Source organism: Dehalogenimonas etheniformans, assembly GCF_014672715.2.
Lineage (GTDB): Bacteria > Chloroflexota > Dehalococcoidia > Dehalococcoidales > Dehalococcoidaceae > Dehalogenimonas > Dehalogenimonas etheniformans.
In genome coordinates this window covers 298,414-311,935 of record NZ_CP058566.2, presented here as the reverse complement: position 1 = coordinate 311,935, position 13,522 = coordinate 298,414, and the positions used below count along the sequence as shown (strand labels likewise).

Annotated in this window: 11 protein-coding genes; 6 read left to right on the top strand and 5 right to left on the bottom strand. The window is 42.7% G+C overall.

The window, feature by feature from the left end; all coding sequences use genetic code 11:
- Genes HX448_RS01630 through cbiE form a run of 4 tightly spaced genes read left to right on the top strand, consistent with a single transcriptional unit; the run spans nt 1 to nt 3,544 of the window.
- Nucleotides 1-1,152: a cysteine desulfurase family protein gene (locus HX448_RS01630; RefSeq protein WP_102331467.1), complete on the top strand. Its 1,152-nt coding sequence runs from the start codon at nt 1-3 to the stop codon at nt 1,150-1,152.
- A gap of 18 nt (nt 1,153-1,170) precedes the next feature.
- Complete coding sequence (locus tag HX448_RS01625) at nt 1,171-1,965, top strand: adenosylcobinamide amidohydrolase (protein WP_102331424.1); 795 nt, start codon at nt 1,171-1,173, stop codon at nt 1,963-1,965.
- A 23-nt stretch (nt 1,966-1,988) separates the two neighbouring features.
- Complete coding sequence (locus HX448_RS01620; protein WP_162485810.1) at nt 1,989-2,834, top strand: ABC transporter substrate-binding protein; 846 nt, start codon at nt 1,989-1,991, stop codon at nt 2,832-2,834.
- Between the two features lie 11 nt (nt 2,835-2,845).
- Complete coding sequence (gene cbiE / locus HX448_RS01615) at nt 2,846-3,544, top strand: precorrin-6y C5,15-methyltransferase (decarboxylating) subunit CbiE (protein ID WP_162485811.1); 699 nt, start codon at nt 2,846-2,848, stop codon at nt 3,542-3,544.
- On the opposite strand, the gene HX448_RS01610 is transcribed toward cbiE, so the two are convergent.
- From HX448_RS01610 to HX448_RS01595, 4 genes are read right to left on the bottom strand one after another with little or no spacing between them, the layout of a single operon-like run.
- The gene (locus tag HX448_RS01610) at nt 3,519-5,312 is read right to left on the bottom strand and encodes an adenosylcobalamin-dependent ribonucleoside-diphosphate reductase (RefSeq protein ID WP_226846802.1); all 1,794 of its coding nucleotides are present in this window, start codon (nt 5,310-5,312) and stop codon (nt 3,519-3,521) included. The two genes, cbiE and HX448_RS01610, sit on opposite strands and share 26 nt — an antisense overlap.
- A complete protein-coding gene (locus tag HX448_RS01605) occupies nt 5,309-5,977 on the bottom strand; it encodes a Dph6-related ATP pyrophosphatase (protein ID WP_162485812.1) in 669 nt (222 codons plus the stop codon). Before HX448_RS01605 ends, HX448_RS01610 begins: the two co-directional genes overlap by 4 nt.
- 15 nt (nt 5,978-5,992) lie before the next feature.
- The gene (locus tag HX448_RS01600; protein WP_102331428.1) at nt 5,993-8,140 is read right to left on the bottom strand and encodes a PqqD family peptide modification chaperone; all 2,148 of its coding nucleotides are present in this window, start codon (nt 8,138-8,140) and stop codon (nt 5,993-5,995) included.
- 23 nt (nt 8,141-8,163) lie between these two features.
- Nucleotides 8,164-8,862 (bottom strand): response regulator transcription factor, encoded by a 699-nt coding sequence (locus tag HX448_RS01595; RefSeq protein WP_102331429.1) that lies wholly within the window; start codon nt 8,860-8,862, stop codon nt 8,164-8,166.
- A 374-nt stretch (nt 8,863-9,236) separates the two neighbouring features.
- On the opposite strand from HX448_RS01595, the gene HX448_RS01590 reads away from it, so the two are divergent.
- Together HX448_RS01590 and aroF are read left to right on the top strand one after the other, a co-directional pair.
- Nucleotides 9,237-10,481 carry a hypothetical protein gene (locus HX448_RS01590; protein ID WP_102331430.1) on the top strand — a complete coding sequence of 415 codons (1,245 nt, stop codon included), beginning with the start codon at nt 9,237-9,239 and terminating at the stop codon, nt 10,479-10,481.
- Between the two features lie 403 nt (nt 10,482-10,884).
- The gene (aroF, locus tag HX448_RS01585; protein ID WP_102331431.1) at nt 10,885-11,703 is read left to right on the top strand and encodes a 3-deoxy-7-phosphoheptulonate synthase; all 819 of its coding nucleotides are present in this window, start codon (nt 10,885-10,887) and stop codon (nt 11,701-11,703) included.
- 198 nt (nt 11,704-11,901) lie between these two features.
- On the opposite strand, the gene HX448_RS01580 is transcribed toward aroF, so the two are convergent.
- Complete coding sequence (locus tag HX448_RS01580; protein WP_102331432.1) at nt 11,902-13,458, bottom strand: reductive dehalogenase; 1,557 nt, start codon at nt 13,456-13,458, stop codon at nt 11,902-11,904.
- Nucleotides 13,459-13,522: the final 64 nt, after the last annotated feature.

The window sequence follows — 13,522 nt, the reverse complement described above, 5'->3', positions numbered from 1 at the left end:
GTGTCATTAATTTATTTCGATAATGCCGCTAGCACCCCTATCGACTCCAGAGTCTTGGAGTCGATGATGCCCTATTTTTGTATCGATTATGGTAATCCTTCATCTATTCACCCGATGGGAATCCGAGCACATAATGCTATTGAGAACGCAAGAGAAAGTCTGGCTACACTACTTGGTTGTCAATCCGATGAGATAGTGTTTACAAGTGGCGGAACAGAGGCGGATAACCTGGCAATTGTTGGGGTTGCCAACGCGTATTCCAACCGAGGTCATCACATCATCACTTCTGAAATAGAACACCATGCAGTATTGGAGACTTGCCATCACCTTGAAAAACTTGGTTGGCGAATTACCTATCTTGCAGTTGATAATAAAGGCCAAGTTTCTCCTCAAGCGTTAGAAAGAGCAATTACTAGTGACACTGTTCTTGTCACTATCATGACCGCAAACAATGTGGTCGGTACTCTTCAACCAATATCAGAAATCGGTAGTGTCTGTCACAAACATGGGGTAATATTTCATACCGATGCGGTTCAAATGATTGGGCATTTACCGCTAGACGTTAAAAAAACCCAATTAGATCTTCTCTCCCTCTCAGGTCACAAGTTTTCAGGGCCAAAAGGTGTGGGGGCGCTTTACGTTAGCAAAGAAATATCTCTTTATCCGATGATATTCGGTGGTGGACAGGAAGAAGGTTTCAGATCCGGAACTGAAAATGTTCCCGGCATAGTTGGATTAGGCAAAGCAGCGGAGATTGCCAGGGCAGAAATGATCGATGATTCAAAGCGGATCAAAGATTTAGCTACGAAACTGATAAATGGCATAATAAGTAAAATCCCGCATACTACTTTAAATGGCCATGAGGTACACCGGCTCCCAACCAACATTAACATCAGTTTCGAAGGGGTAGAGGGTGAATACCTCTGCAAAGAATTGGCTAAACGAGGTTTATGTGTTTCAACTGGTTCAGCCTGCAGTTCAAATACTCACGAAGCACCCTACGTTCTTTTGTCAATGGGAGTTGAACGTGAACTCGCAAACTGCTCGATTAGAATGTCATTAGGTAAGGCAAACAGCGAATCCGAACTTGAAAGTTCCTTAGAAATATTACGCGAAGTTGTTGCCAACATCAGAAGCTATTCATTCGTGTAGCATATTGGAACACTTGCTATGATACGACTTATCGATAAGCGAGAAATCTATAAATGCCATGGAGTAATTGCTGATTTTGTTGACTATCAGACAGACGACGAAAAAGCCAATCTAATAGCTTTGCGTTTTAGCGAACCCAGGCCAAGTCTTTCCGGTGACAATGGTTATAGTTTTCCAAAGCTTGTATGTAATTGCTACCTTCCGAAATCGTTGTGTGACTATCTTCATCACATAAATTGCGATTTTAACGATCACTTGAGACAGATCGCGCTTCAACTAGCTAACATTTATGATGTTAACTTGGAAGATATTTCGTTGATTTCCACGGGGGTGGATATGAACGAAATGGAATACGCAGAAGAAACTTTTGGGGATTTTTGGGTTGTCGCGTGGGTCACAGCTGGCTTCAAACACAACGCACTCAGAGTTGGGGTTGATACCGCTCATGGAATCGAGATTGGTGGAAAATTCACTGAATGCGGGACCATTAACATCATTCTCTCAACAAATGCCTCGCTCTCATTAGCTACAATGGCATCTAGTTTTATAACAATTACCGAAGCCAAAGGGATCGCCCTCCAAGACCTCATGATTCATAGTTCTTTTAATCCTAGATTGCAAGCAACGGGGACTGGTACGGATCAAATTATCGTAGTATCCGGCCATGATTTTCCTTGCCGATACGTTGGCGGCCACACCAAATTGGGCGAACTTATCGCCAAGGCAGTCACCAGAGCGTGCAAAATGGCTTGCAGCCGACAACTCGCTAAAAATCCCCATTACCATACTGAACTTGAACCTGATCCGTTATAATTTGTCAAAAAGGATCGAGATCGTTGATTGTAATTGACCAAATAGATCGTGAAATAAACATAAATTTTCCCATTAGACGTGTTGTGTCCTTAGCCCCTAGTATAACCGAATCAATATACGCACTTGGAGCAGAAGAATTATTATGCGGTGTAACCGAATTTTGTGATTACCCGAAAGAGGCTCAGCTTAAACCAAAAATTGGCGGTTATAGCACGGTGGATATTGACAGAATAAACTTGGCTTTGCCCGATTTAATACTAGCAAGCAAAATTCAATACGATAGAAACATGAAAAGTCTTGAGGCGACTCACCGCCCAGTTCTAATTTTGGAATCGAGCAACTTGCCTGGTATGCTCAAGACTATCGAAATCCTCGGCCAATGCTCTGGGAAAAAGGCAGCGGTAGAAATGCTGATCAAAAGTCTCAATACCCGGATTGAAAGTGTAACAGCTAAGACCAAAAGGCTGGCTTTAAACCAAAGACCTCGGGTATATTTTTTGCATGAATTAGAGACATGGAAGACATTTGGAGCTGGTACGATTGGAGATGAACTTACGGACTTGGCTGGAGGATATAACATTGGCCGGGATTTTGGTACCGGTTACCCAAGGCCAACTCTAAGCGAAATCGCTCGCGCAAATCCGGACATTATTATTGCGGAAACGGGGTACGGCGAAAATCCACAAGCCCCCTTTGAAAAGGCATTGAACGAGCCCCAACTAGCCAACGTAAAAGCCATATTAACGAGGCAAGTGTACGGAGTTGATAGTAGCTTGATTAGTCGAGCCGGTCCCAGAATGGTTGATGGTCTCGAAAGCCTCGCGCGCATTTTTTACCCCTCAATATTTATTGCGGGTCATCAACTTTGAGTAAACCCAAAGTGTCTATCATCGGTGTTGGTCCGGGATCTTCAGACTGGGTTTCTCCAGCATCTCTTACAGCAATCGAACAATCAGATTGGATAATCGGGTGGGAGCTGGATTTTAAACCTCTTGGTAAATTACCTGACGGGAAACGAATAATCTTTCAAACGTGTGCGGATTACAAACAGATCATCGAAAAAACAGCTCTGGAAGCTTTCTCGGCTCATGCATCAATAGCAATATTGAAAACTGGCGATCCCTTGATTGCGCCTGCAGGACTCGAGGATCTGAAACGTATTTTCAATAAGTTTGATATGAGGATTATTCCGGGTATCAGCACAATCCAACTTACTGCAGCGAAAGTCCCAGTTTCACTCTCAGATTGTCAGATATTCACCTATCACCCCTTACCACATGATGGCGGGCGAGACCTAAGATTGAAACGCAAGCGAATGGTTTTTGCCCTTGAACGTGGTTTTAACCTTTTAGTGCTGACGGGAGTGAGACAATCACCAAAACAGACGGCATCATTCTTGATTCATGCGGGAATTGACAATCGAACACCTTGCTTGGTGTGCCAGAATCCCGGGCAACTTCAAGAGACAATCACTCGTTGTTCCCTTGAAAAGCTTACTAACCTCAACTTTGACTGGCAGTCGGTGTTAGTAGTGATTAACGGGAAGTCTCCCTTTAAAGCTTCCGCATGTAATCCCTGACAAGATCACAACCATTTTCGTCATTGCACAAGGATTGGATCTTCCGACTTGTGTCACGATATGCCGTTACACCCTTCACGCCCTCACGATAAGCCATCAGGAAAATCTCTCCAATCTCTTGGGGGGTTGTGCTTGCGGGCACGTTAATCATTTTGGCTATTGCACCGTCGATATTCTTTTGAAAGACACCTTGAGTCCTCACATGCCATTCAGGTTTCACCTGATTTGTGGTAACGAAAATGCGCTTTGCAGCTTCCGGAATTCCGGGTACATCCCTTAAATTTTCTCCTTGAACAAGGCGATACAACAAATCTTCACTAAAGAAACCATTTTCTCTAGCGTAAGTTTCAAAGTATGGATTCACTTCTAGTAAATGTTCGCCATCAAGAATGTTCCTGACAAAGACCATAGAAAAAAAAGGTTCGATCCCATTATTACATCCGGCGATCAGGCTCAGAGAACCTGTCGGAGCTATCATCGTGCATGAAGCATTCCGTAACCGCTGTCCGTTGGGGCGGTCGTACTTACTTCCGCTATATGCAGGGAATACCCCCCTCTTTTGGGCGAGTTCCTGTGAGGCTATGTGGGCTTCATCGTCTATAAGTCTCATGATTTTATTCGCAGTTTCCAGGGCCAAATCAGAGTCATAAGGAATCTCAAGCATGACCAGCATGTCTGCGTATCCCATAACGCTCAAGCCAATCTTCCTGGTCCGCTTTGTGGCCTCCTCAATTTGAGGAAGAGGGTAATTATTAATGTCTATACAATCATCCAGAAATCTGATACCGAGCCTTGCGGTTCGGGCAATTTTGGGGTAATCGATTACAAGTGTCCCATCGGTGCTATTTTTCAACATTTTGGCCAAATTTATTGAGCCAAGGTGACAACACTCGAATGGTAGGAGTACTTGTTCGGCACAACTTGTTACTGCTTCAATTTTACCCAAAATCGGCGTAGGTTGATCACGATTTATTCGATCGATAAAAATCAATCCAGGATCTCCAGTTTTCCAAGATTGATTAGTTATTTTATCAAACACAAATTGAGCATTTAGATAACCCTGGATTTGACCCGTACGGGGGTTTATCAAATCGTAATCTCCCCCAGTGAAGAGAGCATCTAGAAATTTGTCGGTAATCGCTACTGAAATACAGAAGTTGGTCAGATACTCTGGATCATCCTTCATCGCGATAAACTTCAGGATGTCTGGATGGTCAACGTTCAAGATGCCGATATTACACCCTTGTCTCACACCTCCTTGCTTTACCAGGTTTGAGGCTAATGAAAACGCTTGAATAAATGGCACAGGACCAGGCGCAATGCCAGGCTGATCATGCACCACATCACCTTCGGGTCTGATTCTTGAAAACGAGAATCCTGTACCCCCGCAGGATTGGTGTACACGAGCCGTGTTTTTTACCGCCTCGAAGATTTCATCGATTGAATCACCAACTGGCAACACAAAACAAGATGCTATTTGCCCGTCAAGATCGGAATTTAACAAAGTAGGCGAATTAGGAAGGAATTCGAGAGCCGCCATCGCCCGAAAAAAATCCTGCTCCATAATCTGGGTTTCTGGTCCGGAGGAATAAAGGCTCTCCGCCGAAGCTACTCGTTTAGCCACTCGCCGGAACATGGAGTCAATCGTTTCATATCTGTCGTTAACTCGCTTTAGGTACCTTTTTTCCAATACACGTTGCCCATTTTTGGTGATTAAAGGTGGAACAATCGTATTCATACTATCATTCACCCATGCAATTTTTTTCACTGGGTATCCGCAACAGCGCGGACGTCCAAAAACCAGTAGCCGTTCCTTAATACTTTTTCGGTTTTAACGATTTCTAATTGCCCTTTGAAGATCGGCCCAGCCAGAACTAGAGTATGATACAAACCAGCCTCTTGATCAGGGGTGATGTTATGTTTCTTTTTCAATTGTTCCCAATCAATAATGAATTGTTCATCGACTTCCTTACCAAGCCATTGTTGACCCAGCAAGTCCGCCCTCGCCGTTACAACGATGGTCTTAAAGCCGAGGACAATCAATTTATTGAGAACTTCGGTTTTATGGATATCTTTCAGCGGGAAGACCGGGTCCAAACCCTCTTCTTTAGAAACGCCTCCTATCCAAATGGGGCTGATATCACCGTTACCATAAACGCCTGTATTGATGCCTTGGTCTTTAAATTCATGAAGTTGTTTTCTGAGATCTTCTTCATACCTTATTCCATTCGTCTTCAACTGCACGAGAGGAATACCGGCAAGTTTAGCTTGAAGTCGCATTAATGAAGCTGGGAGTCCGTGGGTACATGAAGTCTCCCCGTCCTCATCTAAAACATTAAAGAGATAACTAAATGTAATACCTTCTTGTTGGGCAAGGTAGTACGCCAAACAACTATCTTTTCCACCGCTCCAGGAACAAAAAGCTTTTTTCAACAGAATTCCTTTCCATTAATTTTTTAGGAAGACTACATTATTGGAAATCATTTCCTTTAGAAATGAAGAACATTCATCTTGAATATAGGTAACATTCTGTCTGTACTTTGCAGCCAACGCCTTTGCCACGCGAGTCACGGTCGTCATTCCATCACATAGATCCAGGATTTCTTTTGCTGTTTGTGTTATTTCTCTTGTCATCCCTGAGTCTATATCGTAAATAATATTTGTGACCCTGGGAATTACATTGTTACCTGAAGAATGTGTAATATGATTTCTAATTTCCAAAATGTTGTATCGTACGGACTCACATACGATATGCTCGTGTAAAGTCGGAATTGATTTCCCAGTGATTTGTTTTTTTGTACCTCCTATTATTTTGTTTAGTGATTTGTCTGGGAGAGTCGCCGAAATTAGAAATGGATCTGTATTTTCAAAATGAATGAGGTAGTGGAGTAAGTTGTCTTGGCCTAGAACATCGATTAAAGAATTACTCGGATACTCCTTATAAATTTTGTCTACAATCTCTTCACTGAGTGTTTTGGCCTGCTGCTGGCTTATCCCTAATGTCGTAGCATAATCGTAAGTCACTTGGAATTCATAGTTTGGTATTTCTTCTTTAACGATCCCATAATTTTCTGGATGATTTGAAACTTCCGAACCCTTCGATAGAACAAAACTCCCACCACTAAACGATCGAATAATATCTTTATGTAGTATCAGAAAATCGGCTGTTTCCTGAGCTTCTGTTAATGTTTCAGTTGGGAAACCAAAAAATATAAATAGATGATTCCAAATACCCGCGTCATGCGCGTTACGGCATACTTCGACGGCCGTATCTAAAGAAATTCCCTTGTGCATAAAGTTGAGTAAACGTTCACAACCCGATTCAAATCCGAAATAAATGATCTTCAAGCCAGATTCAGCAAGGCGGTTATATAGTGACCGGGTAAACTGTTTTTCGAATCTCGCCTCCAATGAATATTTTATCTGCACATCGGCTTCGATAAGTTTTTCAGACAGCAATCTTAAAGTGTGAGGAGAAATACACTCATCAGAAAAGGCGAAATTCTTGGTTTGGTATTTTAGTGATAAAGTTCGGAAGTCGTTAATGAGTTTATCGATGCTTCGTGTTCTAAAAGTGCCATTGTAGATTAATCCGTGGGAGCAGAAGGCGCATTTTGACCAATAACAGCCACGAGAAGCAAGTATAGGCAAAACCAAATCGGGAGAAAAATACAATTTTAGTGGCAGCCCATCAAATTCAGGTGTTGGCAATAGATCGATATCTTCGGTTGTATTGATTTCGTTGGTTACGATTTTGCCATTATCGAGAAACATCAGATTTGGGACTTTTCCTAAGTGTTGTTTATTCTCGAGACATCTTACAAGTTCAAGTAGAGGACGTTCTCCCTCGTAAAAGATGGCACTGTCAAAGTATTCACCAAATTTCGATCCCAACCTATATAAAGAATCTTTGAGACATGTTATTGTGGTCCCACCGACAACAATATGCGATTTAATCCCCGATTCTTTTAGCATCCGGGAAAGAGTCAATCCAGGTATCAATTGAGTATTACTTACAATTGAAATCGCGATGACATCCGGCTGATGTTTTTTAGCGAACTCAATAAAGTTGGAGGCGTAGAAGTCGACAAATAGATTCTCTGATTTGTCTGCCGTCGCTCTTTCTATGTCATCAATAGAGTTTTGTCCCGGACTCATCTCAAATGTAGTTAAGCTAAAATGTGTAGGCGAGTGGGCTAAGGATATTACTTCCAACGCCGAGTCGATCAGCCTTTTGGCTGATGCCAACTTGTTAAGATCGTAATATTTTTCCTTGTCCCGATAAACCCCTTTCGCTTCGTCGATTTGTTTCACCAATTTACGTAAAAGGCACTTTGCGATAAAGAGGTCGTTATATTCTTTTTGTTGTTCGATCGTCAACTCATTGAGAGATTCAAGAGAATTGAATTGCGTCAATATAGTATGTCTTATGCGCCTGAGGTAGGATCGTGAAAGCATGTATTCGTACGATTCGACGTTCAGATCTTTTTGGATAACCTCGACACCCCCCGCTCTTAAATACGATGCAAGAGTCGGCAGACTTAAATATGGGCTAAAAGGAACCCACTGGGGCGGAAATGCAAGTAGAACTTTCATATCAATAATCGTAGTATTGGATTCTAAAAATTTGCGGGTGAATCCGAATCGATAAAAGCATATCCTCTTCCCGGCCTGTTGATCAGGATTTTGGGATTGGAATGTTCATCGCCGATTTTCGATCGAATATGATGGATATGAACCCGCAGCGTATCTGGCGTTGTACGGGAAGATCCCCCCCAAGCTTCCATGATAAGACGTTGGGTATCAATAAATTGTCCCGCATTTTTTATCAGGGTATGCATTATGAAACCCTCGACAGGGGTCAAGTCGAAGAAGACAGAACCTCGAAATAATTCGGTTACTGATCTTCCGAAATGCCAGTCCCCGCTTCTAATTGAAACATCATGATTAGTACGTTTAACATTTCGGGTCAATACCTTCATTCTAGCCAGCAATTCCATCTGGTGGAATGGTTTTTCGAGATAATCGTTTGCTCCCCAAGTGAGAGCTTTCACTTTATCTTGTTCACTGGACTGAACCGAGAGCACCAAGATTGGAATTTTGGAGAATAAACGGATCAGTTTTATCACCTGAAAACCGCTCATATCCGGTAAACCTAGATCTAAAATGATAGCATCAGGTGAATTTATTTCAACAATTCTAAGGCTCTGTTCCCCAGTCTTTGCCTCAAGCAATTCGACCTCGGACCATCCAAATTCAAACGTTAGGCGAAGCAATTCCAAAATACTTTCGTCGTCATCAATTATTAATATTTTCATATCGAAATATCCCCTTAGACAAATATAGCCTCCGATTCCGTGTAGGCTAATGGAGTAACACCTAGAACTTACCTGAATCTTGAGTTAATTGTCCATAAAGAAACATTAATTATAGTTAACTCTTTTTAACTCTAGTTCCCTAATTGTTAACACCTCAAAAAACACGCAGGGATAAAATCCGCGGGATCAGTAGGTCTTTTGCATCTTTGGTCGTCTACCTGAGAATGATACAAATGAAGTGGAGTCGGTAATCTTAAGGCGTTTTGGATTGAAGAGACATGGTATAATAACAACCAGAAAAGAACGGTTTTTTACCCAGTCATAACATTATTGAGGATAAATATCGGAAAGACCGATAGCGGAGATCTTGATACATGAATTTAGCAAAGAGATTTTCAATCCCTCATCGCGATAACTGGCCGAGCCCTTCTCTGTATTATGAAGCGATCAACAGTTCAACTCATCAATTCAAGGAAGAAATCTACGATATCTATTTCGGGGCGAAATTTAGGTACAACTATCGGGAAAAGGAAGCTTGGGACAACTACCCCAAGCCCCATGAGGTCCTTTATGGCAACGTGATGGGAGTCGAAGCCACGAACGAACAAATCGATAATCTATTCAGAATTCAAAAAGATTTTGGTATTGAGATCTCACTCACCATAAACCAACTCAATGTTCCAATAGAGTTATATTATAGTAAAAATGATCGCGTGCTTGAGGCTTTTATCAACTGGCTTCAAGAGTTCTATGACAGAGGTTTAAGGAGTTGTACCCTGGCAAACAATCATTTGATGCGTTCAGGAGTTTTACACAAACGGTTTCCTGAGATGAAATGGAAAAATACGGTAAATCAGCAGGTTTCCACTGCACAACAGGTCCTTGATTACTTATATTTAGGATACAACGTTGTCCAGCTCGACCGTTCATTGAATCGCAATATGGATGAACTCAAACGGATCAGGGAGGCTGTTGATGAATATAAAGAGCGATACCCCGAAAAACATGTCAAAACTTGTATGTTGGTTTGGGAGGACTGCATGCCATCATGCCCTTTCAAAAGGGAACACGATGATTTACAGATGCATTTACGGAAAATCAACTATGAACTCAATCCGTGGTCTCAATTGACATGTAAAACTTGGAGAGATGTTCTCGGTGACAATACGATTCCTAGATTCGGAACGAATTGCTATTGGTCGAGTGTCGATACGTTCAACGAATACGCGGAATTAGTAGACATATTTAAATACAGTGGAAGATTGAGTCCCATCATCCCTCAGGGTAATGGGACTTTGAAAGCAGGGTGGTTATTTTCGAATCGGGTCGCCGCGGATTCCTTCTCGACGATTATTGAGAACAAATTCGAACCTTTATATCTTTGGATTTTCGGAACCGGGATCTTCTCTCAATTAGTGACAGATCCAGAAATAATACAATCTGGATTAAGCAACAATTTCTGGATGACTGACCAGGGTAAAAAATTGGAACGTGTTTTAATGAACTGTAAAAACCAATGTCACCGATGTCATCTGTGTGAGAAAACCTTTGGTATCGATGACATCCAATCGATATTGGAACCTGAAATTCCCGCCAAGCTGATCGGGAAAAAGCATTGATGAATCGAGCCAAATGAATCCGTCGCTGTACGATCGATATACCAAAACAACAAATTTGTAAATATAATATAAATTAGAAGTAGCGTTAAAATGCGAATCAACACTGGATTTTTGGTTCTAATTTTACTATGGCTGTCCATGGCAATAGCGTGCGCTCCACACAACTCTTCCCCAGACCGTACTGTCAATAACGTTCCGCTGCCGATCGTTACTTCGACTGCAGAATCCCCCTCCGATCAGAATTGCGTTCTTTGCCATGGCTGCGTACCACCTGGGGGTGGGCATTAGACTGAGGGGCTTGCGATCACCAAATAATATGGATCCTCCCGTCAGATCTGCTTGTCCCATTCATTAATTTGGAATACACTCTCACTGGTTATACGCTGGAGATATTTCTATCGATATGAAACCACCTTTATTTTCGTCAAGAGAATTTAAACAATCCGACACAGAAATTTGCGTAAAAAACGTGAAATTCGGCGGCAAGCGGATAGTAATCATCGCTGGACCGTGTACTGTCGTTGATAAGCAAGAACTATTTGAAACGGCTTCTCAGATATCGAAGTCCAAAGCCGCCATGCTCAGGGGAGGAGCCTTCAAAACACGCACGTCACCCCGTGATTTTCAAGGTTTAGGTTCCACCGCTCTAAAACTGCTACATGAGGCAAGCAGAGCATACAACCTTCCGATTGTGACAGAGATAACCGATTTCCGGGATGTTGACCTCATAGAGAAATACGCCGATATGATTCAGATCGGTGCCCGGAACATGCAAAATACAGCCCTACTTAAAGCGGTTGGAGAGTCGAAACTTCCCGTATTGTTGAAACGAGGGTTTGGTAATACAGTCTCTGAATTACTAAGTGCAGCCGATTATATACTTGCCCAGGGTAACAAAAATGTTGTTCTGTGCGAGAGGGGAATACGTAGTTTTGAAAATAGCACACGCTTTTCGTTGGATATTCTGGCGATCCCCGTAATAAAAACAATGAGTCATTTACCCCTCATAGTTGATCCGAGCCACGCTGCCGGTAACAGGGGCTTGGTTATTTCCGCCTCCAAAGCAGCCATAGCAGCCGGGGCAGATGGTTTGTTAATCGAAGTTACATCTCACCCTGATACAGCTTTGGTTGACGGTGACCAGACGTTAACCACGGATCAATTCCAAAGCCTTATGGAGCAACTTGAGGTTCTCATTCCTGCAATTGGGAGAGAAGTATAGGGATAAGGTGGACTAATCTAATCTAAGAATCCTCGGGTCTTTAAAGAGCTTAAAAAAAGATACAATCTGATTCCATAACATCGTGTGGGGTACAATATTTGCGGGCTAATCTGCCTGATATCTCTTTAATGTTCGCCACACTATCAATAAGAATGACGGGCATTTCTGCCCGTCATTCTTATCAATTAACCGCAATGACTACTTTTTATATCCGCCAGAAAAGGAGACTGCAGTACTGTCAGTGCCTCGAGCAGGTAAACCATCAGCCATTGCCCACCAATCGTCCGGATCTAATGGCCCATACCCAAACGATTTACTCATTGAGTAGAAGAAACTATTGAAAAGCCCCGTCGTAGACGCTGTCGCGTGTACTAATTCATGAATCATGGCTGAATTATTGACATTAAACGAACATACGCCTCTACAAAGCTGGTTACAGGCATTAATGTAGCCATAAGATATCCTGCACGTTGTCATGTCACTCCAAAACAGCTTTTTACCTGGATTATTTGTCAAGCTTGGTACCTTATAACCCCAACGCTGCCATGGGATTTCCCAATCAGGGTCAGCATCTTTGGAAATCGAACCCGAAGGACAATAGTCAGCGCACTTATGACATGAGTGACAGAAGCGGAAAATGCCGGCATCTATCGGTTTGTCGACTGACATCGGTAAATCGGTCAATATGCTAAAGTAACCGCCGGTGGGTCCCACTTCAGGATTAATAATGATCTCGCTACTTCGAGCACATTCAGCAACACCGCCCATTACGCCGCTGGCTTCCGAGGGCATTAAACCACCATAAAATTCCGGGAAAGAATAACCGTATGCGTGATAACCAATTGCTCGCAAAAATCTCTTCACTCCCGGTTGCACTGATGTATGATATATATTGTAACGCATACCATTTCCCCAACTGGAGATCTGCGAACCGCTATTTACGCCGTTTCCAACTCGCCAGGCTTCCCTGGGCATGGCAATCATAATTCCCATATCCCAAAGATCTGCGTTTGGCAAAACTTGGACGACGTCTTTCACACCATCTAACGGTTCTTCAAAACCGACTGCAACATCCCTCATTTCAATTTTCCGCCAATAACCTGGCGGTGGTGGCCATTTATCGATCCATTCATCTCCGGTAGAAGCTCCTATAGGACCGGTACGGCTGTAAGTGTAGATTAAATTCCGGTGTTTATCTCCCCCCGTGCCCATATGGGTGACCCCCAGTTGATTTGCACCATAAGCAAGTATTACTGCCCGCATCATTCGATTAGCTTCCTCAGGTGTTCCACTCCACTTTGGTAGACCTTGTTGTTCTGGAGTTTTAAAACCATTATCCGAACCAACCATCTTATCATTACGGGTCATTTGATCACTTGTCCAGACGCCTTGGCTACCTGAAAGAGCAGTCGACCGAATATCCCAACCCGGTGTACCTAGTCTCTCTTTGGTTTTAATAGGACCTTGTGCTACTGCTTCGAGCCATTTTTCCTTACCGATATGCTGTACATGAGGATAAGAAGAATGCGCCATTAGACGGTGGTCATAGCGTTTAATCTGACTCCAATCCAACTCTACGCTTGGTTCATCCTGCTTTTTCACCCACCATGCTCTTTTCCAGCTGGCCGAATCTGAGGAGGTTACTTCATCAAGGTCATGAAATGCTGGCGCAGTTAGGGCAGCCGCACCAACACCAGCCAATCCAAGCCCCTTCATAAAATCCCGCCTGCTAACAATGGAGTGGAATTTCGACATCTCAAACCTCCTAATGTTGATAATATCATTATTACAAGATTGGCGATTTATTCATATCGTCTAT